Below are 22,410 nucleotides of genomic sequence, written 5' to 3'. Positions count from 1 at the left end.
AAGCTTCAAGCTGCACGTGAGCGCAGTACGAAGTTTGCCCGGCTTAAGTGATCGTCTTGCAGCTTGCGGCTTGAGGCTTGCAACTGCGGTAATGAGGTTTTGAACATGGCTGAACGTCTAAGTAATGACTTCCAGTTCATCGAGGTCGGGCGCAAAGATCCGAAGAAGAAACTGTTGCGTCAACGCAAGAAGGAGTTCGTGGAAATCTACGAACCCTTCAAACCCCAGCAGTCGGCTGAACAGGCTCACCGCTGTCTGGGCTGTGGCAACCCGTACTGCGAGTGGAAGTGCCCGGTGCACAACTTCATCCCTAACTGGTTGAAGCTGGTCTCCGAAGGCAACATCCTCGCTGCTGCGGAGCTGTCGCACCAAACCAACACCTTGCCGGAAGTGTGCGGCCGGGTGTGCCCTCAGGATCGTCTGTGCGAGGGCGCGTGCACCCTCAATGACGGTTTTGGTGCGGTGACTATCGGTTCGGTGGAGAAGTACATCACCGACACCGCCTTCGCCATGGGCTGGCGCCCAGACATGTCCAAGGTCAAACCGACCGGTAAACGTGTCGCAATTATCGGTGCCGGCCCCGCGGGCCTTGGCTGTGCCGACGTACTGGTGCGCGGCGGTGTAACCCCGGTGGTGTTCGATCGCAACCCGGAAATCGGTGGCCTGCTGACCTTCGGCATTCCCGAATTCAAGCTGGAAAAGACCGTGCTGAGCAATCGTCGCGAAGTCTTCACGGGCATGGGTATCGAGTTCCGTCTCAACACCGAGGTGGGCAAGGACATCAGCATGGAACAACTGCTCGAAGAGTACGATGCAGTGTTCATGGGCATGGGTACCTACACCTACATGAAGGGCGGCTTCCCGGGTGAAGACCTGCCGGGTGTACATGATGCCCTGGATTTCCTGGTGGCCAACGTCAACCGCAACCTGGGCTTCGAAAAATCGCCGGAAGACTTCGTCGACATGAAAGGCAAGAAGGTTGTGGTGCTTGGCGGCGGCGATACCGCGATGGATTGCAACCGCACATCCATCCGCCAGGGTGCCAAGGCGGTGACCTGTGCCTACCGTCGTGACGAAGCCAACATGCCCGGTTCGCGCAAAGAGGTGAAGAACGCCAAGGAGGAGGGCGTGAAGTTCCTCTACAACCGCCAGCCAATTGCCATCGTCGGTGAAGACAAGGTTGAAGGCGTCAAGGTTGTCGAGACCCGTCTCGGCGAGCCAGATGCCCGCGGCCGCCGCAGCCCTGAGCCGATCCCGGGTTCCGAAGAGATCATCCCGGCTGACGCCGTGGTCATCGCTTTCGGTTTCCGCCCGAGCCCGGCACCGTGGTTCCAGCAGTTCGACATTCAGACCGACAGCCAGGGGCGTGTTGTGGCACCAGAGAAGAACACCTTCAAGCACCAGACCAGCAACCCGAAGATCTTCGCCGGTGGCGATATGGTTCGCGGTTCTGACCTGGTGGTGACGGCGATCTTCGAAGGACGCAATGCTGCCGAAGGCATCCTGGATTACCTGGAAGTCTGACGTGTCCGGTCGCGGGGTAATTGCGCTCCCATCCAGGGGGAGCAGGCTTAACTCGCGACAAATGCAGCAAATCTATTGATCTGTCACAAGTCGATAGACAAAAGGCACGGTACTTACCGTGCCTTTTCCGTTGGTGTCTGAGAAAATGCCCGCACTTTTTTTCCGGATGCCGACATGACTGCCTTGAAGAACGATCGTTTTCTGCGCGCCCTGCTCAAGCAACCTGTAGACGTCACCCCTGTGTGGATGATGCGCCAGGCCGGCCGCTACCTGCCGGAGTACCGCGCCAGCCGCGCCAAGGCTGGTGACTTCATGAGCCTGTGCATGAACCCGCAGTTTGCCTGCGAGGTCACCATGCAGCCGCTGGACCGCTATCCGCTGGACGCGGCGATTCTGTTCTCGGACATCCTCACCATTCCCGATGCCATGGGCCAGGGCCTGTATTTCGAGACCGGCGAAGGCCCGCGTTTCAAGAAGGTCGTCAGCACCCTGGCCGATATCGAAGCCCTGCCGATCCCTGATCCACAGAAAGACCTCGGCTATGTGATGGACGCTGTCAGCACCATTCGCCGCGAGCTCAATGGCCGCGTACCGCTGATTGGTTTTTCCGGCAGCCCGTGGACCCTGGCGACCTACATGGTCGAAGGCGGCTCGTCGAAAGACTTCCGCAAGACCAAAGCCATGCTTTACGACAATCCGCAGGCCATGCACCTGCTGCTCGATAAACTGGCCCAGTCGGTTATCAGCTACCTCAATGGTCAGATCATGGCCGGTGCGCAAGCGGTGCAGATCTTCGACACCTGGGGCGGCAACCTGTCGGCGGCGGCCTATCAGGAGTTCTCGCTGGCCTACATGCGCAAAATCGTCAGCGGCCTGATCCGCGAACACGAAGGTCGCAAGGTGCCGGTGATCCTCTTCACCAAGAACGGTGGCCTGTGGCTGGAAAGCATCGCCGACGCCGGCGCCGATGCGCTGGGTCTGGACTGGACGTGCGATATCGGAGAAGCCCGCCAGCGCGTGGGCAACAAGGTTGCCCTGCAAGGCAACATGGATCCGACAGTGTTGTACGCCAAGCCTGAGGCCATCCGCGCCGAAGTCGGTCGTATCCTGGCCAGCTATGGTCATGGCACCGGGCATGTCTTCAACCTTGGCCACGGGATCACCCCGGAAGTTGATCCGGAGCATGCAGGTGCGTTCATCAACGCCGTGCACGAACTGTCGGCGCAGTACCACCAGTAAGTCTGGCCGCTGCCACCGAGTTTTAAGCTTGAATTCAGCCTGTCTGGGTAATCTGGCTCCATCGAAACCCAGACAGGATCTGAACCATGAAAACTCGTTATCTCGCTCTGCTGCTTGCCCCTCTGTTCAGCACCGCCGCCCTGGCCGCCGGCTATACCGGTCCAGGCGCTCAGCCGGTGACCACGGTTGCCGCAGCCAACGATGCTGCTGACGACACCCCAGTGGTCCTGCAGGGCTTTGTGATCAAGAAGCTGAACAACGACGACAAGTTCGAGTTCAAGGACAATACGGGCACCATCACTGTCGAAATCGACAATGAAGACATGCCGGCAGTGCCTTTCAACGACAAGACCAAGGTCAAGCTGACCGGTGAAGTCGAGAAGAAACTGATGAGCCGTGAAATTGATGTCGATCTGGTTGAAGTGATCAACTGACTGCTAGGGGCTGTTCCTTAGCCGATTGCCGACAAGGCCGCCGTCCACTGCAATGTGGGGGCGGCCTTGGTTGCATTCAGGCCTTGGCTGGCAACTTGCTCAGATGCAACGCCACCAACAGTGCCACCACCAGCAAACTGCCAATGAACAGGCCGATCCCGTTCCATCCTGCTTCATGCCAGAACACGCCACCGGCTGTACCGGCCACACTCGACCCCGCGTAGTAACTGAACAGGTATAGCGACGACGCCTGGCCCTTGGCTTTGGTCGCACGCCGTCCAATCCAGCTGCTGGCCACCGAGTGCGCGCCGAAGAAGCCGAAGGTGAACGCCAACATGCCGATGATCACCAGCAGCAAGGGGCTGAACAAGGTCAGCAGCAGACCACCAAGCATCAGCACGATAGTGCCCCAGAACACCCTGCGCCGACCTAGTCTGTCCGCCAGGGCGCCAATTTGCGCCGAGCTGTAGATACCAGACAAGTACACCACCGAGAGCAAGCCGACCAACGCCTGGCTCATGTGGTAAGGCTCGGCCAGCAGGCGGTAGCCAATGTAGTTGAACAGCGTAACGAACGCGCCCATCAGCAGGAATGCCTCGAGGAACAGCCAAGGCAATCCGGCATCGCGAAATTGCAGGGTGAAGCCTTCGAGTAGGCTGCGCGGGCCCAACGAGCGTGGGCGGAAGTTACGGGACTCGGGAAGAATCTTCCAGAATACGGCCGCTGCAATCAGTGCCAGGCTACCGATTACCAGCAGCGCTGTGTGCCAGCTTACAAAATCGATCAGTACGCCGGTGATCAGACGACCACTCATGCCGCCGATAGCGTTTCCGCCGATGTATAACCCCATGGCCAGACCGATGTGCTGGGGGTGAATCTCTTCACTCAGATAAGTCATCGCCACTGCCGCCAGGCCGCTCAGCGACAGCCCAAGCAGGGCGCGGCTCAGCAATACGCCGTGCCAACTTGGCATCAGGGCGCTGACGATGGTGCACAACGCTGCGCAGAACAATGCAAAGACCATCACCGGCTTGCGCCCGAAGCGGTCGGAGATTGGTCCGGTGATCAGCAAGCCGATCGCCAGAGTAGCCGTCGATACCGAGAGAATCAGGCTGCTTTGGGCCGCGCTGATGGAAAACTCCTGGGACAACAGCGGCATCATGGGCTGTACGCAATAGAGCAGGGCGAAGGTGGCAAAGCCACCGCAGAACAGCGCCAGCACCGTACGCAGGAAGGCCGGTGTGCCCTTTTCAATCCAGTTCTCGTTGAGGTTGGCGACGATTTCGTCGAGCGGAGCAGGGGACAGTTTGTGGACAGGTGAAGCAACAGCAGTTTTCACGGGTGACCTCGGGGGCGCCACGGCCTGTCAGGCAGTGAAAAAAGCATATAGCTGGCTAATGATCATTTCCAATATATTGTTCGACCTGTTTAAGAGGTTTTACGACCTATTGAGGTGTTCATGGAATTGCGCCACCTGCGCTACTTCATTGCCGTTGCCCAAGAGCTGCATTTTGGCCGGGCGGCGCAGAATCTGGGAATTTCCCAGCCGCCGCTGAGCCAGCAGATTCAAGCGCTGGAGCAAGAGCTGGGAGCGCGCCTGTTTGAACGTACCAATCGTCGGGTCGCGCTCAGCGAGGCGGGGCGGCTGTTTCTCGAGGAGGCACGCTTGGTCCTGGCACAGGTCGACAAAGCGGCGGATGTCGCCCGTCGCGCGCAGTTAGGCGAACTGGGTGAAATGAAAATCGGCTTTACCTCGTCAGCGCCGTTCAACTCCAGCATCCCCAAGGCCATCTACGCCTTTCGCCAGCGTTTTCCGGCGGTGCACTTGAATCTCAGCGAAATGAGCAGTCAGGCGGTCGCCGACGCCTTGCTCGACGAGTCCATCGAAGTCGGGTTGATGCGCCCGCTGGCCCTGCCCGAGAGCCTGGTTGCAAAGGAGCTGTTTCGCGAGCCACTGGTGGCGGTGATCAACGCCGCTCATCCGCTGGCCCAGGGCAACGAAGCGGGCGTGCATTTGGCCGCGCTGGCCGATGAGCCGTTCGTGTTCTTCCCGCGCAGCTATGGCAGTGGCTTGTACGCACAGTTGCTCAATCTGGCACGCCAGGCCGGATTCAGTCCGCACTTTGCCCAAGAGGCGAGTGAGGTGATGACGATCATCGGATTGGTGTCGGCGGGGCTGGGTGTGTCGGTGTTGCCGGCTTCATTCCAGCGTATGCGTATCGATGGCGTGGTGTACCGCCAGCTCCTGGATGAAGGCGCGGACACGGCGGTCTGGCTGGTACAGCGACGAGCCTCTTCGACGACGATGGCCGATGCCTTTGCGAGCCTTTTGTGTGACGAGCAACTTCATTGATTTGAAGGGCTGGATGGTGCTGGCTAAACCGACGCTGCGCCGACATACTCGGTCATTCCCAGATACACGGAGGTCTTTCCATGCGGCGCGTGGTGTTCAATCAGAAAGGTGGTGTGGGCAAATCGAGCATCGCTTGCAACCTTGCGGCGGTGAGTGCCAATGAAGGCTATCGAACCTTGCTGATCGACCTGGATGCTCAGGCTAACTCGACCCAGTACCTCACCGGTTTGACCGGCGAGGACATTCCCATGGGCATTGCCGACTTCTTCAAGCAAACCCTGTCGTCCGGGCCGTTTGCCAAGAAGAACAAGGTGGATATCTACGAGACCCCCTTCGACAACCTGCACGTGGTGACCGCCACTGCCGAGTTGGCTGATCTGCAGCCCAAGCTCGAGGCCAAACACAAGATCAACAAGCTGCGCAAATTGCTCGACGAGCTGGACGAGGATTACGACCGGATCTATCTGGATACCCCGCCAGCGCTGAACTTTTACGCAGTTTCTGCGTTGATCGCTGCTGATCGCGTGTTGATCCCTTTTGACTGCGATAGCTTTTCACGCCAAGCGCTGTACGGCCTGCTGGCCGAAATCGAGGAACTCAAGGAAGACCATAACGAAGACCTGCAGGTTGAAGGCATCGTGGTCAATCAGTTCCAGGCGCGCGCCAGTCTACCCCAGCAGATGCTAGATGAACTGCTGGCCGAGGGCTTGCCGGTACTGCCGGTGTACCTCAACAGCTCGGTGAAAATGCGTGAGTCGCATCAAGCCAGCTTGCCTTTGATTCATCTGGAGCCGCGGCACAAGCTGACTCAGCAGTTTGTCGAACTGCACTCGCTGCTCGAAGAAAACGCCTAGATACCCTGGCTACGCAGCCATTCGAGCAATTGCTGGAGTGGGAACGCACCGCTCTGACGCGCCACTTCCCGGCCATTCTTGAACAGGATCAGGCTGGGGATCGAGCGAATCGCCAATTGCCCCGCCAATTGCTGGTTGGCCTCGCTGTCGAGCTTGGCCAGCCGGCAGCGTCCACTCAGCTGACTGGCTGCTTGCTCGAAAATCGGCGCGAAGGACTTGCACGGCCCACACCAATCGGCCCAGACGTCGATCAACAGCGGCAGATCGCCCTTGATCTGGCTGGCGTAGTCGCCTTGCTTGAGCTCAAAGGGTCTGGTCAACAAGACTGGATACTTGCAGCGACCACACTTGGGCGCATCGCCCAGGCGATCGGCAGGAAGGCGGTTCAGGCCGTTGCAGTGAGGGCAGGGAATCACTAGCGGGTCGGTCATCGATACTCCAGGAATCTAGGGTTCTGTAGGGTCAAGACGAGCAACTGATCTCCAGGTGCTTGCCCCACTCGGGAGGCCGTTGGGCATAGGCCTGCATGCCCGGCTGCTCTTCGAACGGCTTGGTCAGCACCTGGTGCAGTCGTCTCACTTCGGTGTAGTCGCCACCTTCCGCTGCCTCAATGGCGCGTTGCGCCAGGTAATTACGCAGGATGTACAGCGGATTGACGGCGTGCATGCGCTCTCGGCGTCCGTCAGCGTTGCCGGGCTCGCGCTGCAGGCGTGCAAGGTAGTCTTCGGCCCAGAGGTCGAAACCTTCGAGGTCGATAAAGTCGTCGCGCACAACGCGTACCGCTGCGTCGGCAGGCTGCTCGCCGAGCCCGCGGAAGAACAGGGTGTAGTCGACTGCGCCCGGCTGCATCAATTTCAGCAGGCGCTCGATCAGCGCCTTGTCGCCGTCTTCGGCCTGCTGCAAACCCAGGCGTCGGCGCATCAGGTGCAAGTAGTGAGCTTCGTACAGTGGCAGGAACAACGTCAGGGTGTCCTGCAATGCCTCGACACTGATGAACGGCGTCAGCGCCTGGGCCAGGGCGCTCAGGTTCCAGTGGGCGATGGGTACCTGATTGCTATAGCTGTAGCGGCCTTGATCGTCTGAGTGATTGCAGATGAAGTTGGCGTCGAAGTCATCCAGGAACGCGAACGGGCCGAAGTCGAAGGTGATGCCCAGAATCGACATGTTGTCGGTGTTCATCACCCCATGACAGAAGCCATAGGCCTGCCACAGGGCGATCATTTCGGCGTTGCGCTCGACGATGCTGCGAAACATCGCCAGGTAAGGCTCAGGCTCGGTCTGGCATTCGGGAAAGTGCAGGCTCAGCACGTGCTCGGCCAGAATGCGTTGCTGCTCGGGCTGGCGCGTGTAGTAGAAGTACTCGAAATGCCCGAAGCGAATATGGCTGGGCGCCAGGCGTAGCAGCATTGCCGCGCGTTCCTGGGTTTCGCGCCATACCGGCGTGCTCGAACCGATTACGCACAAGGCTCGGCTGCTGGGGATGCCCAAGGCATGCAGGGCTTCGCTGGCGAGGAACTCGCGGATCGAGGAACGCAGCACTGCACGGCCGTCGCCCATGCGCGAATAGGGCGTCAGGCCAGCGCCCTTGAGGTGTAGGTCCCAATGCTCGCCAGCGTCGTTGTACACCTCGCCCAGCAGCAAACCGCGACCGTCGCCCAGGCGTGGGCTGTAGCCACCGAATTGATGGCCGGAATAGACCATCGCCCGCGGCTCGGCTTCGCTCCACAATTTGTGGCCGCTGAAGAGTTCGGCAAACACGGGTGAATGCGCCTCGGTAGGCTCCAGATCCAGCAGGGCCATGGCGGCATCGCTTGCCACCACCAAGCGCGGCTCGGCAATCGGTTCGGGCAGCACCGAGGTTGAGAATGCATCGCCCAGGCGGGCAAAGCGGTTGTCGAAGTTCAGTTCGTCGAGGGCTTTCAACGGCCATCTCCTGCAGAATATCCGATCATTCTGCAAGGGTATGGCCGTCGGCGTCCAGTCAGGTCGGTTTGCCGGTGGCCTCGTCGTCCGGCTTTTTGTCGAGGTCCAGCGCAGTGTTCACCGTGACGGTCTTGTCCATGCTCTCAACGGGTACCATTTTGTATTCCTGGCCCTGCATGTTCTTCAGGTAGATCTCCATCTGTCGAAACGAGATATTGATCTTTTGCTTCTTGAATTCCTTGTTGATGAAGCGGTTGATCTCGTCCAGCACCGGGTTGCGGTCACCCAGGTCACGTACATGCATGCGCAGTTCGTGGTCCAGGGTGCTTTCGCCGAAGTTCAGGAAGTAGACAATCGGTTCTGGCTCTTTGAGTACCCGCGGGTTTTCGCTGGCAGCCTTGAGCAACAGGGTGCGTACCAGGTCCAGGTCCGAACCGTAGTCGACACCAAGCTTGAGTGTGACTCGAGTGATGGTGTCGGTCAGCGACCAGTTGATCAGTTGCCCGGTAATGAAGGTTTTATTCGGGACAATGATGTCTTTGCGATCGAAGTCGGTAATGGTCGTGGCACGGATACGGATTTTACTGACCGTACCAGACAAGTTGCCGATGGTGATGGTGTCACCGATACGCACGGGACGCTCGAACAAGATCATGATGCCGGAGATGAAGTTGGCGAAAATCTCCTGCATGCCGAAGCCCAGACCCACCGACAACGCAGCCACCAGCCACTGCAATTTGTCCCAGCTGACCCCGAGGGCGGAAAGGGTCGAGACAAAGCCGACACCGGCAATCACGTAGGACAGTAGGGTAGTGGTGGCGTAAGCACTGCCTTGCGCCAGATTCAGGCGCGACAGCACCAGCACTTCAAGCAGGCCAGGCAAGTTGCCAGCCAAGGCAATGGTAATACCGATGATTACCAGGGCACCGAGCAGGTCGCTTAGGCTGATCGGCACCATGCTCATGGTTGCGCCGGTGCCGCTGGTGTATTCGTATAGGGTGATGTTGTCGAGGTAGGCAACCACGCTGATCAGATCGGACCAGACCCAGTACAGCGCACCGATGAAACCACCCAGCAAGGCCAGGCGGATGAGGCGCAAGGATTGCTGGTTGACCTGTTCGATGTCCAGGGTCGGTTCTTCGACAATCACTTCGCCGTCCAGGCCTTCCTTGGTGGTCTGCTGGCGTTTGCTCAATGCCCGCTGGTAGGCCAGGCGTCGCGCCGCCACCGCCAGACCGCGCACGAAGGCCGCTTCGATCACCAGCCAGAACATCAGCAGATAGAGGGTATCGATGAGGCGATCGGTAAGCTTCAACGCGGTGTAGTAATAGCCGAAGCAAACGGCGATGAACAAGGCGATCGGCAGGGCGGTGAACGCTACGCCCACGGCCTGGCGGAACAGCGATGTGTTGCGGTGGGCAGGACTGCTGAGCAGCAGCCGGCTAAGCAGCCATGCCATCAGGGCATAACAGGTCAAGACCACGCCGATACCCAGCACGTCGTCCGCCAGTGCCGAAGGTTGGTGCTCGGCCACTGCCACGACACCGACCAAGGCCAGGACCACGGCGCCAAGGCGGCGAATCCAGCGACGCAGGAACTCCACTTGTGGCTTGTCCCATCGGAAGTGCAACTCGGCCACACCGCCCGGGGCAAGCACTCTGTAGGCGGTGTAGAACACCAGCCAGGCCTGGGCGATCTGCCACAGCGCCGCGCCGAGGTTGGCGTTCTGACCACGGGCATCGATCTGCAGGGCAAAACCGCACAACGCCAGGCCGAGGCTCACCGGCAAGGCCAGGAGAATGTTGATCAGAATCGCCTGAGGGGTGTGCCATTGACTGTCGCGCTTGAAGTGACCGACGTCCTGATGAACTTTGTTGAGGCGCTGATACAGGTATTTACGTCGCCACAGCAGGGCACCGATCAACAGCAACAACGGCAGGAATAGCAGCGGACGCTGGGTCAGGCCGTCGCCCAACTCCTTGAGCCCGGAGCCCCAGGGCAGGCTTACCAGTTGCTTCTGCAGGCGTTCGGGGACGGTCTGCAGCCACTCGAGGTCGAGGGGTTTGTTACTCGGAATCCAGAACATCTGCTCGTCGAGCGTGGTGCGCAAGCTCTGAGAGGTGCTGAGCAACTGCTTTTCGTTCAATTGCAGGGTGATGGATTCATTGAGCAGGGCACTCAGTTCGCGATTCAGGCGTTCCAGCAGGTCGCTGCGCGTAATCACCACTTCCAGCAAGGCTTTGCGCAGTTGTGGGGTAACGTTTTCGTTGGGCTGGTTGACGAGCAGTTTGTCGACATAGCTGCTAGGACTGGTGATCTGTTCGCGCTGTTGGTTGATCTCAAACTGATAGAGGCGGATATCGGCGATCTGGTCAGCCAGGTTGCGGTCGACTTTCAGGTGCGGCAGTGCCTGCTTTTGCTTGTAGAGAATCTTCGACAGCAGCAGGCTGCCCTTGAGCACACTGATCTGTTCTTCCAGGGCCTGGTCGGCCTGGGTCAGGCTGTCCAATTGTTGCTTGGTCTTGAGATTCTGCTGGGTCAGCTCGTTGAGGCGGTCGGTGCTGCGCAGCAAGTAATCCGAGAGTTTGAGGTTCGCTGCGCTTTCAGTGGCAAGCAGGGTGCTGCCGCCGGCTTTCTGCGCTTCCAGGGACTGTTCGGTAACGGTCTGTTGGGATTGCGCCAGGCGCTTTTGGTTGACCAGCGTCTGCAGGTCCTGGATTTCTTGTTCAAGACGTGCGGCGCGCTCGATCAGCAGGTCATGCTGGCTGTTGCCCAAGTCTTGCAACAGGCTGTTGCCGGCCAATTCCTGACGACGCAACACGGTTACCGCATTGAGTGCGGCCAGCTCGGCATTGAGCTGGTTGCGCAGGTCGGCTGTCAGCGGTTTGCCGCCATCCTTGCCGAGTTTAAGGATGTTGTTGATCTGCTGGGAGCGGGTCTGGTTGGCACTGATTTCTGCCTGTGAGCGCTCCGGTCGGGTTTGCGAGGTGATGGTCAGGCTGTTGGCTTCAGACAACGCCTTTTGCAGCTCCCCTTGCTCGGTGGTACGTTCGGCCAGCAGCTGTTCCAGTTGCGGCAAGGTCTGCGTGGCATAGCGTTGGGCGGCAGGAACTACCTTGCTTTCATTGAGCTTGGCCAGCTCTCGTTGATTCTCGCTGGTACGCCGAGGCGCTTCACTCAATTGTTGCTTGAGTGCCTGGAGCTTTTTCTCGCTGTCTTCCTTGGTGCTGAGGAAAGCCAGGGTGTTCTCGAGCACCTGTTGCACGGCCTTCTGTTCGGCTTCGGGCAGCTTTCGTTCAGCGATTTTGTCCAGACTGTGTTGAATGGACGCACGGGTTGGCGGCTCTGCGGCCCAGGCGAAGGAGAGTGACAGGCACAGCCCGAGCAGGGCTGCGCATAGGGAAGTGCGCAGGGACATAGGCAGAAAGTTCTTACAACCAGGGGCGAAGTTTGAGTTTAAAGGAACAACCCGGGGCCGGGTCGAGTACCTTCGGGGAATTTGACGCCCACTTTGAGGATCTTGTTCCCCTCCATCACCGCCACTGTCCATAGTGTGTTGTTCCATTCGATCTGGTCGCCGACCACGGGTGCACCGCCAACCTTCTGGGCAATGAAGCGGCTGAGCGGCATATGCGGGTCTTGTCCGTCGAGCTGCAAACCGTACAACGTCGCTACAGCCCCCAGTTCTGCGTCACCTTCGAGAACGAAGTCACCGAAGAAACGTAAATCGAGCCCGCGTTGTGGCGCCTGACTGAACAGCTTGCCAAGGGCCGGCAGGTTGTGTTCGTGGCCGATTACACAGAGCAGATCGTCGGTTTCCAGGGTGGTACTTCCCGACGGATGGAGCAGTTGTTGACCGCGAAAAAGGGCAGCGATACGCGTGCCTTCAGGCATTTTCAGCTCGCGCAGGGCTGCACCGATACACCACTTTTCCGCACTGAGGCGGTAGACGAACAGCTCCCACTCGCTGGTGATATGCACCTCCAGGGCTGAGCGGGAGATCGGTGCCGGGTCTGGCGGCACAGTCACCTTGAGCAGCTTGGCCATCCACGGCAGGCTGGTGCCTTGTACCAACAGCGAGACCAGAACAATAAAGAACGCCAGGTTGAAGAACAGCTGGGCGTCGGGCAAGCCGGCCATCAGCGGGAACACTGCAAGAATGATCGGCACCGCGCCGCGCAGGCCCACCCAGGAAATAAAGGCTTTTTCGCGACCATGGAAGGCCTTGAACGGCAACAGGCTGGCAACCACCGACAAGGGCCGGGCGAAAATAATCATCCACAGCGCCAGGCCCAAGGCGGGCAGGGCTATGGGCAGTAAGTCGTGGGGGGTTACCAGCAAGCCGAGGACCAGGAACATACCGATCTGTGCGAGCCAGGCCATACCATCGAGCATATGCAGAATGCCGTGGCGGCTACGAATTGGCCGGTTGCCCAACACCAGGCCGCACAGATAAACGGCGAGGAAACCACTGCCGTGCAGGGCGTTGGTCAGGGAGAACACCACCAGGCCACCGGCCACGACCAGAATCGGGTAGAGGCCACCCGCCAAATTGATGCGATTGACCATTTGCAGCATCAGCCAGCCTCCGCCAAGACCCAGCAGGCCGCCAATACCGAATTCGCGCAGCAGGTGAGTGAGCAGGCTCCAGTGCAAGCCGGTCTGGCCGCTGGCGATCATGTCGATAAGCGTGACGGTGAGAAACACCGCCATCGGGTCATTACTGCCCGATTCGATTTCCAGCGTCGCGGTGACCCGCTCGTTCAGGCCTTTGCCGCCCAGCAGCGAGAATACCGCTGCAGCGTCGGTGGAGCCTACGATAGCGCCAATCAACAGGCCCTGAATCAGACTCAGGTCGAACAGCCAGGCGGCTACCATACCGGTCAGCCCGGTGGTGATCAGCACGCCTACGGTGGCCAGAGACAGCGCTGGCCACAGCGCCACGCGGAAACTGGCCACGCGCGTGCGTAAACCACCATCGAGGAGGATTACGGCCAATGCCAGGTTGCCCACCAGGTAGGCGGTCGGGTAGTTGTTAAAGATGATGCCGCCGCCATCTACGCCTGCGGCCATGCCGACTGCGAGAATGATGACCAGAATCGGGATGCCCAGCCGGGATGACAGTGAGCTGACCAGAATACTTGCACCTACCAGCAATGCGCCGATCAAGAACAGGCTATTGATGGTGGACGCATCCAAAGGCAGTACTCCAGGGTAAAACAGGCGGGAGGGGTGGTGCTGAACAGGCAGGCTGCATGCGCTCTGATTCTAACCCGATGCCGGCGCGGGCTGTAAAGTGTTACCACATTCAGGGGCTTGTCATGGGTTGAAGTAGTGTTTTAAGCACTCATGGAAGGCAGCAGACTTTGACTACACCCATCGATGAACCCCTTGAACATATCGCCCGGCGATACATCGGGCAGTTTCCTGACTTGCAGGGCCTGGCCCGTCAGGCCGCAGGCCACCTGTTGAGGCGTCATTCAGGTTATTGGCTTGATCCCGACAGCGTCTATTGGCACGAATTCGACTCGGCGGCTTCCAGCTCGTTGAGCTTCACCGGATGGCGGCATTCGCGGCCGCCGCACCGATCACTGACCTTCACCGAACTGGTCATGCAACGCTTCAGCCCGGCGCAGCAGAGCGATACTGATGCACTGTCGGTCTATGGTGGCTTCTACCGGGTCGATAACAGCCATGGCGTGTACGACGAACGTAATGAACTGCGTCTTGCTCCCCAGTGGGTTCTCGAGAGGCTTTGGGAACTGGACTTTTCCGGGCAATACACGCGTTTGCTGGGGAGGTTTCGCCGCGAACGTGGCGACGATTTCTGTACCCTGGCAAGAGCGCGGTTGCTTGCCGCACTCGTCCCAGCGCCACTTACCGAAGCTGAGCGGGAGCAGGTATTGGCCAGCCTGCTGCCGGAAACCCAACTGCCGTTGGCTGTGTCTGCATTGCAGGCTTCAGCAACGGGTTCTGTGCAGGGCGGTTGGGCCGCATTGACTCTCGGTGGAATCGCCGCCCGCACCCTCTTTGTGCTGCCGCTGAGGACGGGGAGACGTTGCCTCTATCGTGCAGATGACCGCGGCGCCCTGGTTGTATTCGAGCGTCAACGAGACCTAAAGGCTTGGCTGCAGGACCAGGTCACGACGCAGGAAGGTCGCGAGCGGATGATGCTGCACTTTGTCGGTGGTGATGTGCTGGCGCAGGCCTTGCGCGGGCAATTGCGCAAATACTTCCAGGTAATGGTTAGCGAGCCGGATTACGTGCGCATCGGCTCTCAGCGCGTGTCTGGTGATTTAATCGTGCACCTGCGCGAGCAGGTCATGGATGAATTGGTCAGTAATGCTCATGAACGGCTGACGTCCAATGCCCAGTTGCGCAAGGCCTCCTGGCTGTCCAGCCTGCAGGCAACGGCGTTGATCATCGCGCCGATGACACCATTGGGTTGGCCGCTGGCGCTGACATCGCTGGGCATCGGCGTAAGCATGTTGGCGCTACACCTGGACATGGCGATCAACGGCAAGGCGGCCTGGCGAGCGAACGCTTGGTGGGCTGTGCTGATGGACATGCTGTTCATTCTGCTCGACGCCGGCATGATCCGTTCCAGCGAGCTGTTTGCACGCTCTCCTGTGCCTACTCGTGTCGCTGGGCAGGTAGGTGCCGTGAGCAGTCCGCAGTGGGAGATTTACATGCGCCCGGCAGCAAACGAACTGCTGGCCTCTTCGGACCAAGCGCTTGCCCGCCAGGAGTCACTGCTGGCTGCAGTGCCGTTGGCCGATGCTGAGGCGGTGGGTGCAGCGGGCGAATACCTTGATGCATTCAGCGAGCCTTTGGCGGTATACCGCGACGAGCTTGGCTTCGGGTCGCCCGCGATCTATGAATACAGCCACTCCCCAGCGCGTTACAACAACCTATGGCGTGGATTGCCGCTGGAGGATGATCTGGTCGACAGCATTCGGCGCAGTCACCGCTTGGCGGAGGCGTTAGAGCAGGTCGGCGTGCACAACAATGTGCGGATGTACCGAGCGGCGTCGAGCATACGAGGAACTGGCACCTTGGCTTTTCGCGAAGGCCGGCTGGGGGTAGGTGATGTGCTGGTCACCACGGATTTTTGCTCGTTCACCGATAACCCTTATGCGCTTTGGGAGGTTTTCAATAACCCACTAGCGCAGGTCAGTGGTGCTGTGATATTCGATGACAGTGCGGTGATTTATAGCCTGGAACCAGGCGAATCAGCGCAAGTGACGCCAGTGGCACCGTTCTCCACCAGACCGGATGAAGTGGAGTCGCTGATGATGCCCGGGCGATATCTGCAGATTGAGCAGGTGACAGCTGTGCAAGGAAAGGCTTATCGCTTCATGGAGGTGCGGTTGAAAGCGTTGGCCGAAGCGCCTGACAGCGCAATCGTGTACGACATGCACAGCGGCGAGCAGTTCGATCGCATGGCAATGACGCAGCGATTGGGTGCTGCTGACGATGACTCATTGATGAGGCGATTTTTTCCGTTGCCGACATGAGTCGCTGACGGCAGGCGGGTATTAGCAAAAAGGCACTCTCGCGAGTGCCTTTTGGTCGTAACGCAGACGTTAAGCCTGTTTCACTTCACGCATCGGCTTGCCTTTGACCGGCGCCTCGTTGGCCACGTAATACTTGGCTGTGCTGCGCGGCAACGATTGGCGGCCACGGATCTTGTCGGAGATTTTCTCGGCGATCATGATCGTGGTGGCGTTGAGGTTGCCGGTGATGATGATCGGCATGATCGAGGCATCGACAACACGCAGGCCCTGCATGCCGTGCACACGGCCCTGTCCATCTACCACGGCCATGTCGTCGATACCCATCTTGCACGAGCAGGAAGGGTGGAACGCGGTTTCGGCGTGCTCACGGATGAATTTGTCCAGTTCCTCGTCGGTCTGCACGTCGGCGCCAGGGCTGATTTCGCGACCCCGGTAAGCGTCCAGTGCAGGCTGAGCCATGATTTCGCGAGTCAGGCGAATGCCGTCACGAAATTCCTGCCAGTCCTGCTCGGTGGCCATGTAGTTGAACAAAATGCTTGGATGTTGGCGTGGGTCTTTGGACTTGGCCTGGATGCGACCGCGGCTTGGCGAGCGCATCGAACCCATGTGCGCCTGGAAACCGTGTTCCTGTACACCATTGCTGCCGTTGTAGTTAATCGCAACCGGCAGGAAGTGGTACTGGATGTTCGGCCACTTGAACTCTTCGCGAGTACGGATGAAACCACCCGCTTCGAACTGGTTGCTGGCGCCGATACCGGTGCCGTTGAACAGCCACTCGGCACCGATGGCCGGCTGGTTGTACCAGAGCAGCGAAGGATAGAGGGACACAGGCTGGGTGCATGCATACTGCAGGTAGAGTTCCAGGTGGTCCTGCAGGTTCTCACCGACACCCGGCAGGTCATGGACCACTGGAATGTCGAGGCTTTTCAGAAGTTCAGCCGGGCCGACGCCAGAACGTTGCAGCAACTGCGGCGAGGCGATGGCGCCGCTGCAAACGATGACTTCCTTGCGGGCACGGGCTTCAACGCGCTCTTCGCCAGCGCCGACCAGGTAGGTCACGCCCACGGCGCGCTTGCCGTCGAACAGGATTCGATCGGTCAGAGCGTGAGTGACGATGGTCAGGGTCGAACGCTTCTTGGCGGTGTCCAGGTAACCGCGAGCGGTGCTGGAGCGACGGCCCTTCGGCGTTACGGTGCGGTCCATAGGGCCGAAACCTTCCTGCTGATAGCCGTTGAGGTCTTCGGTGCGCGGGTAACCGGCCTGTACACCGGCTTCGACCATGGCATGGAACAGCGGATTATTCCCGGCTTTAGGCGTGGTCACGCTGACCGGGCCTTCGCCGCCGTGGTAGTCGTTCGGACCGATGTCACGGGTTTCCGCCTTGCGGAAGTACGGTAGGCAGTCCAGGTAGGTCCAGTCTTCCAGGCCTGGCAATTCAGCCCAGCCGTCGAAGTCCATGGCGTTGCCGCGGATATAGCACATGCCGTTGATCAGCGAGGAGCCACCGAGGCCTTTGCCGCGACCGCATTCCATTCGGCGGCCGTCCATATGTGGCTCGGGATCGGTCTCATAGGCCCAGTTGTAGCGACGGCCTTGCAGCGGGAAGGCCAGGGCGGCTGGCATCTGGGTGCGAAAATCCATGCGGTAGTCAGGGCCACCGGCCTCCAGCAGCAGGACAGTAACGTCTTTGTCTTCGGTCAGGCGCGTCGCCAGGGTGTTACCAGCCGAGCCGGCACCGACGATGATGTAGTCAAATTCCATGGCTTTCTCCGAAAGCAGCTGCAAGCCTCAAGCTCCAAGCCGCTAGAAACAGCGGTTGCGCGAGGCTCGCAAATTAGTGGGAGTTGCAAGTACGCGTCGGCGTAGCGCGCGCCGCCAGGTACTTGCAACTTGCCGCTTGAAGCTGTTGCTTCAGAGGCGTGTCGCCTCAGAAAACCGAGGTGTACCCACCCAGTTCAACCTGTACCGATTTGATACGGGTGTACTGAGCCAGCGAGCTCACGCCGTTTTCGCGGCCGACACCGGACTGCTTGTAGCCGCCAACCGGCATTTCAGCTGGCGATTCGCCCCAAGCGTTGATCCAGCAGATACCGGCTTCCAGTTGATGGATGATGCGGTGGGCGCGGCTGATGTCGTTGGTGCAGACGCCGGCGGCCAGGCCGTATTCGGTGTCGTTGGCACGACGAATGACTTCTTCTTCGCTCTCGTAGGAGAGGATGCTCATCACTGGGCCAAAGATTTCTTCTTTGACGATGGTCATGTCGTCTTGGCAATCGGTAAACACAGTGGGGGCCACGAAAGCACCTTTGGCGAACTCGCCATCGGTCAGACGTTCGCCACCGCACAGTACGCGCGCACCTTCTTCCTTGCCCTTGGCGATGTAGCCCAGCACGCTTTCCATGTGAGCGAAGCTGACCAGTGGACCGAAGTTGGTATTTTCGTCTTCTGGGTTACCAACACGGATTCGCGCAACGCGCTCGGCAATCTTGGCCTCGAAGGCTGCTTTCATCGAAGCAGGGACGAATACGCGGGTGCCGTTGGTGCAGACCTGGCCCGAACTGTAGAAGTTGGCCATCATGGCGATATCGGCGGCGCGATCGAGATCAGCGTCTTCGCAGATGATCAGCGGCGACTTGCCGCCCAGTTCCATGGTGACTTCCTTGAGCGTCGAGCTCGAGGCGCTGGCCATGACCTTCTTGCCGGTAGTGGTGCCGCCGGTGAAGGAGATTTTTTCGATGCGCGGGTGCTCGGTCAGCCAGGTGCCGACTTCGCGGCCGCTACCGGTCAGAACGTTGAACACGCCGTCTGGGAGGCCAGCTTCGGTGTAGATTTCGGCCAGTTTCAGGGTCGTCAGCGAGGTGACTTCGCTTGGCTTGAAGATCATCGCGTTGCCGGCGGCCAGGGCTGGAGCGGATTTCCACAGCGCGATCTGGATCGGGTAGTTCCAGGCACCGATACCCACTGTCACACCGAGCGGCTCGCGGCGGGTGTAGACGAACGAGCTGTCGCGCAGCGGGATCTGCTCGCCTTCGATGGCCGGTACCAGGCCTGCGTAGTATTCCAGCACGTCGGCGCCGGTGACGATGTCGACGTAGCGGGTTTCGGAGTACGACTTGCCGGTGTCCAGGGTTTCCAGGGCGGCCAACTCATCGTTGCGCTCACGCAGAATGTCGACGGCGCGACGCAGGATGCGCGAACGCTGCATGGCGGTCATGGCCGCCCAGACCTTCTGGCCGCGCTCGGCGCTTTCTACTGCGCGCTCGACGTCTGCTTCGGTGGCGCGTTGCACCTGGGCGAGGACTTCGCCGTTGGCCGGGTTGATGGCTTCAAAGGTAGCGTCGCTGGAAGCGTCGACATAACCACCATCAATGTAAAGTTTTTGCAGTTCGAAACGGGCCATAGTGTCCTCGCAAGTGCATTGTGGTTTGGCTATCCGAGCGACGCTCCTGCCTGTTTGGCAATTGCGGCGCGTAGTGGTTCAGAGGTCCGGGTTTGTGTGTTCGGACTCGTCTGCTTCGCCAGTTGTAGATCCATGTATTCGTAAGCGATTTGTTTCGCCTGGTCGGTGTCGAAAGCTTCTCCGGACAGCGCACCGCGCAGCCACAGACCATCGATCAACGCTGCCAGCCCACGCGCCGCAGTGCGTGCCTCAGGCAGCGGCAGGACGCGGCGGAACTGGCAGCACAGGTTGGAATACAAGCGGTGATCGTTGATCCGCTGCAACCTGTGCAAAGACGGCTGGTGCATGCTGGAGGCCCAGAAGGCCAACCAGGTTTTCATTGCCGGGCCGTTGACCTGACTGGCGTCGAAGTTGCCTTCGATGATCACCTGCAGGTGGGCACGCGGGCTGTTGTTCTTGAGCGCCTGCCGGTTGGCGACGACGTTCTCGCTCAGCACGCTCATCAAGTACTGCATAGTCGCTGCGATCAGGCCGTTCTTGTCCTGAAAGTAGTGACTGATGATGCCATTCGACACACCGGCCAAACGGGCGATCAGCGCAATGCTGGCGTCTCCCATGCCGACCTGGTCAATAGCCAGCAATGTGGCTTCGATTAACTGCTGGCGGCGAATAGGTTGCATACCGACCTTGGGCATTTTGCAAATCTCCTCAGGCCTGCGAGCAGACGACGAGCGGCTGCCTCGGCGAAGGCCAGTCTATTTTGTTTTGATTGAACGTTCAATCAACAAAGAATAAGCTCTGCGACAATCTGTGCCATTGACAGGAATTTTCCACTGTTCAGCGACACAAATTGGCACCCCAAAAAGACGTGTAACCCCCGGAATACAAGGCGTTGACGGGCGCAGGCGGCGCGTTGAACAGATCTGCCGAGCGGTAACACATCGCGCGGCGCTACCCTCGGAGCGGGGTATCGGTTCTGTTTTTTTCAACGCAATCGATTCGGGATCACGGTTTTTCAAGGTGCTTTTATAACACCTGACGCAGTGGGGCTATTGCACCATTTGCTCAGGCAAAGGTCGTTTCGTTTCTCTCGCACTGCCCGGAGCCTACGTGCAATGAGTTCCTCACTTATCAAGACCCCTGCCGAGAGGGTCCGGGTCAATAGCGTGGTGTTCTACACCTCGACGCTACTGATCCTGCTTTTGACTGCCTTGCTTATTGCGGTTCCCGAAACAGCTGGCCGCGTGCTCGGCCAGGCCCAGGCCTGGCTGTCGCGCAGCTTTGGCTGGTACTACATGCTGGTGATTGGCGGTTATCTGCTGTTCGTCATCGTTCTGGCCTTCTCCAACTTCGGCAAGCTCAAGCTTGGCGGCAAGGATGACAAGCCGGACTTCAGTTACGGTGCCTGGGCCGGCATGCTGTTTTCTTCCGGTATCGGTATTTCGCTGCTGTACTTCGGTGCTTCCGAGCCGCTGGACCACTACTTCAACCCGCCACAAGGTTCGCCGGCCAGCCTCCAGGCCGCCCGTGAAGGGTTGCAGTTGACCTTCCTGCACTGGGGCCTGCACGGCTGGGCAATCTATGCCCTGGTTGGTCTGGCCGTGGCCTACTTCGCTTATCGCCACAACCAACCATTGGCGTTGCGTTCGGCGCTCTATCCGCTGGTCGGCGAGCGTTGGGTCAAGGGTGCTGCGGGCCACACCGTGGACATCTTCGGCATGTTCGTAACCTTGCTGGGCCTGGTGACCAACCTTGGTATCGGCTCGATGCAGGTGTCCTCGGGCCTGGAATACTTGTTTGGCATGGATCACAGCAAAACCAACCTGCTGATCGTGATTCTGGTGATGAGCACCGTGGCGACCATTGCGGCGGTGTCGGGTGTGGAAAATGGCATTCGTCGCTTGTCCAACCTGAACATCATTCTGTTCAGCGGCCTGTTGCTGTTCGTGTTGCTCAATGGTCCAACCCTGCATTTGCTCAATAGCTTCGTGCAGAACATCGGTGACTACCTCAATGGCGCGGTGCTCAAGACCTTTGATCTTTATGTCTATGAAGGCGACGGCGCCAAGTCCGAACGCTGGTTGGGCTTGTGGACCGTGTTCTATTGGGCCTGGTGGATTTCCTGGGGTCCATTTGTCGGTATGTTCATTGCCCGCATCTCTCGTGGCCGTACTGTTCGTGAACTGGTCGCTGGTGTGCTGCTGATTCCGTTGGGCTTTACCCTGGCCTGGCTTTCGATATTCGGCAACACGGCTCTGGACCTGGTGATCAACCAGGGCGCGGTAGAGCTGGGGCGAACAGCGCTGGAACAGCCCTCGATGTCGATCTACCAACTGCTTGAACACTTCCCGGCAGCCAAGATCGTTGTTGGCGTGGCCATCTTCGTCGGCTTCGTGTTGTTCCTGACGCCGGCTGACTCCGGTGCGGTAATGATGGCCAACCTTTCGTGCAAAGGTGGCAACGTTGACGAAGATGCGCCGCATTGGCTGCGTATTCTGTGGTCGGCAATCATCACCGTAGTCACCGTAGGTTTGCTGTTCGCGGGTAACTTCGAAGCCATGCAAACCATGGTGGTGCTGGCTGGTCTGCCGTTCTCGGTGGTATTGGTGTTGTTCATGTTCGGCTTGTACAAGGCCATGAAGCAGGATAGCCAGATCGAGCAGGAGCAAGCGGAGCTGGCAGCTCGTGGTCGTCGCGGCTTCAGCGAGCGTCTTAGTCAGTTGGATCTACAGCCGACCCAGGCGATGGTCCAGCGCTTCATGGATAAGCAGATCAGCCCGGCCTTGAAGGACGCTGCGCTACAGTTGCAGAACTTAGGCGTGGAGGTAGAAACCCGCATCGGCCAGTCGCGTTCGACCATAGGTCTGCGAGTGATGATGGAAGAGGGCAATCCTTTCGTTTATGAAGTAAGCCTGGACGGCTATCTGGCTGCTCCGAGCGAAGCGCCGGTCGAAGGTGAGAGTGAGGTGCGTCAGCGCTTCTACCGAGCCGAGGTGTACCTGCATAACGGTAGCCAGGAGTATGACCTGATGGGCTTTACACCTGATCAGATCACCCGTGATGTGCTTGATCAGTTCGAGAGCCATCGCCAGTTGCTGGGACGTGTGTACAGCTAACAAGTTATAGAGGTCCGACAAAGGCCCGGTTCGTGAGAATCGGGCCTTTG

Annotated in this window: 15 protein-coding genes; 7 read left to right on the top strand and 8 right to left on the bottom strand. The window is 59.2% G+C overall.

All coding sequences use genetic code 11. The features are described 5' to 3' along the window. The first annotated feature begins 105 nt into the window (after positions 1 to 105). The 3 genes from D3Z90_RS25145 to D3Z90_RS25135 all read left to right on the top strand — a co-directional run bounded on the left by D3Z90_RS25145 (position 106) and on the right by D3Z90_RS25135 (position 3,197). Complete coding sequence (locus D3Z90_RS25145; RefSeq protein WP_136478576.1) at positions 106 to 1,524, top strand: FAD-dependent oxidoreductase; 1,419 nt, start codon at positions 106 to 108, stop codon at positions 1,522 to 1,524. Between the two features lie 174 nt (positions 1,525 to 1,698). Beyond that, a complete protein-coding gene (hemE, locus tag D3Z90_RS25140) occupies positions 1,699 to 2,763 on the top strand; it encodes a uroporphyrinogen decarboxylase (protein WP_136478575.1) in 1,065 nt (354 codons plus the stop codon). An 86-nt stretch (positions 2,764 to 2,849) separates the two neighbouring features. Then, positions 2,850 to 3,197 carry a YgiW/YdeI family stress tolerance OB fold protein gene (locus D3Z90_RS25135; RefSeq protein WP_136478574.1) on the top strand — a complete coding sequence of 116 codons (348 nt, stop codon included), beginning with the start codon at positions 2,850 to 2,852 and terminating at the stop codon, positions 3,195 to 3,197. A 76-nt stretch (positions 3,198 to 3,273) separates the two neighbouring features. Here the strand turns inward: D3Z90_RS25135 and D3Z90_RS25130 are convergent, their stop codons facing one another. After that, positions 3,274 to 4,503, bottom strand: a complete 1,230-nt coding sequence (locus tag D3Z90_RS25130) for an MFS transporter (protein WP_256658400.1) — start codon at positions 4,501 to 4,503, stop codon at positions 3,274 to 3,276. A gap of 153 nt (positions 4,504 to 4,656) precedes the next feature. On the opposite strand from D3Z90_RS25130, the gene D3Z90_RS25125 reads away from it, so the two are divergent. Together D3Z90_RS25125 and D3Z90_RS25120 are read left to right on the top strand one after the other, a co-directional pair. After that, the gene (locus tag D3Z90_RS25125) at positions 4,657 to 5,550 is read left to right on the top strand and encodes a LysR family transcriptional regulator (protein ID WP_136478572.1); all 894 of its coding nucleotides are present in this window, start codon (positions 4,657 to 4,659) and stop codon (positions 5,548 to 5,550) included. An 80-nt stretch (positions 5,551 to 5,630) separates the two neighbouring features. After that, entirely contained in the window at positions 5,631 to 6,404 is a 774-nt protein-coding gene (locus tag D3Z90_RS25120) for a ParA family protein (protein ID WP_136478571.1), read from the top strand. On the opposite strand, the gene trxC is transcribed toward D3Z90_RS25120, so the two are convergent. Genes trxC through D3Z90_RS25100 form a run of 4 tightly spaced genes read right to left on the bottom strand, consistent with a single transcriptional unit; the run spans position 6,401 to position 13,526 of the window. Then, the gene (gene trxC / locus D3Z90_RS25115; protein ID WP_136478570.1) at positions 6,401 to 6,835 is read right to left on the bottom strand and encodes a thioredoxin TrxC; all 435 of its coding nucleotides are present in this window, start codon (positions 6,833 to 6,835) and stop codon (positions 6,401 to 6,403) included. The genes D3Z90_RS25120 and trxC overlap by 4 nt on opposite strands. A 31-nt stretch (positions 6,836 to 6,866) precedes the next feature. Then, positions 6,867 to 8,327, bottom strand: a complete 1,461-nt coding sequence (gene selO, locus D3Z90_RS25110) for a protein adenylyltransferase SelO (protein WP_136478569.1) — start codon at positions 8,325 to 8,327, stop codon at positions 6,867 to 6,869. Between the two features lie 58 nt (positions 8,328 to 8,385). After that, on the bottom strand, positions 8,386 to 11,745 hold the full coding sequence (gene mscK, locus D3Z90_RS25105; protein ID WP_136478568.1) for a mechanosensitive channel MscK: 3,360 nt from the start codon (positions 11,743 to 11,745) through the stop codon (positions 8,386 to 8,388). A gap of 38 nt (positions 11,746 to 11,783) precedes the next feature. Further along, a complete protein-coding gene (locus D3Z90_RS25100; RefSeq protein WP_136478567.1) occupies positions 11,784 to 13,526 on the bottom strand; it encodes a potassium/proton antiporter in 1,743 nt (580 codons plus the stop codon). Between the two features lie 167 nt (positions 13,527 to 13,693). Between D3Z90_RS25100 and D3Z90_RS25095 the strand changes: the two genes are divergently transcribed. Continuing rightward, complete coding sequence (locus D3Z90_RS25095) at positions 13,694 to 15,844, top strand: dermonecrotic toxin domain-containing protein (protein ID WP_136478566.1); 2,151 nt, start codon at positions 13,694 to 13,696, stop codon at positions 15,842 to 15,844. Positions 15,845 to 15,913: 69 nt separating this feature from the next. On the opposite strand, the gene betA is transcribed toward D3Z90_RS25095, so the two are convergent. From betA to betI, 3 genes are all read right to left on the bottom strand, one after another. Continuing rightward, positions 15,914 to 17,605: a choline dehydrogenase gene (betA, locus tag D3Z90_RS25090; protein WP_136478565.1), complete on the bottom strand. Its 1,692-nt coding sequence runs from the start codon at positions 17,603 to 17,605 to the stop codon at positions 15,914 to 15,916. Positions 17,606 to 17,771: 166 nt separating this feature from the next. After that, the gene (gene betB, locus D3Z90_RS25085) at positions 17,772 to 19,244 is read right to left on the bottom strand and encodes a betaine-aldehyde dehydrogenase (RefSeq protein ID WP_136478564.1); all 1,473 of its coding nucleotides are present in this window, start codon (positions 19,242 to 19,244) and stop codon (positions 17,772 to 17,774) included. 29 nt (positions 19,245 to 19,273) lie between these two features. Next, positions 19,274 to 19,939 (bottom strand): transcriptional regulator BetI, encoded by a 666-nt coding sequence (gene betI / locus D3Z90_RS25080; protein WP_136478563.1) that lies wholly within the window; start codon positions 19,937 to 19,939, stop codon positions 19,274 to 19,276. A 474-nt stretch (positions 19,940 to 20,413) separates the two neighbouring features. On the opposite strand from betI, the gene D3Z90_RS25075 reads away from it, so the two are divergent. After that, a complete protein-coding gene (locus D3Z90_RS25075; protein ID WP_256658399.1) occupies positions 20,414 to 22,360 on the top strand; it encodes a BCCT family transporter in 1,947 nt (648 codons plus the stop codon). Positions 22,361 to 22,410: the final 50 nt, after the last annotated feature.

Source organism: Pseudomonas sp. DG56-2, from assembly GCF_004803755.1.
Lineage (GTDB): Bacteria > Pseudomonadota > Gammaproteobacteria > Pseudomonadales > Pseudomonadaceae > Aquipseudomonas > Aquipseudomonas auratipiscis.
This window is presented reverse-complemented; position numbering and strand designations above follow the sequence as displayed.

Excerpts from the sequence above, each read along its gene's own strand:
- D3Z90_RS25145 (WP_136478576.1), top strand. The coding sequence starts at position 106 with ATGGCTGAACGTCTAAGTAATGACTTCCAGTTCATCGAGGTCGGGCGC.
- D3Z90_RS25135 (WP_136478574.1), top strand. The coding sequence starts at position 2,850 with ATGAAAACTCGTTATCTCGCTCTGCTGCTTGCCCCTCTGTTCAGCACC.
- betI (WP_136478563.1), bottom strand. The coding sequence starts at position 19,939 with ATGCCCAAGGTCGGTATGCAACCTATTCGCCGCCAGCAGTTAATCGAA.
- betA (WP_136478565.1), bottom strand. The coding sequence starts at position 17,605 with ATGGAATTTGACTACATCATCGTCGGTGCCGGCTCGGCTGGTAACACC.
- hemE (WP_136478575.1), top strand. The coding sequence starts at position 1,699 with ATGACTGCCTTGAAGAACGATCGTTTTCTGCGCGCCCTGCTCAAGCAA.
- mscK (WP_136478568.1), bottom strand. The coding sequence starts at position 11,745 with ATGTCCCTGCGCACTTCCCTATGCGCAGCCCTGCTCGGGCTGTGCCTG.
- D3Z90_RS25125 (WP_136478572.1), top strand. The coding sequence starts at position 4,657 with ATGGAATTGCGCCACCTGCGCTACTTCATTGCCGTTGCCCAAGAGCTG.
- trxC (WP_136478570.1), bottom strand. The coding sequence starts at position 6,835 with ATGACCGACCCGCTAGTGATTCCCTGCCCTCACTGCAACGGCCTGAAC.
- D3Z90_RS25120 (WP_136478571.1), top strand. The coding sequence starts at position 5,631 with ATGCGGCGCGTGGTGTTCAATCAGAAAGGTGGTGTGGGCAAATCGAGC.
- betB (WP_136478564.1), bottom strand. The coding sequence starts at position 19,244 with ATGGCCCGTTTCGAACTGCAAAAACTTTACATTGATGGTGGTTATGTC.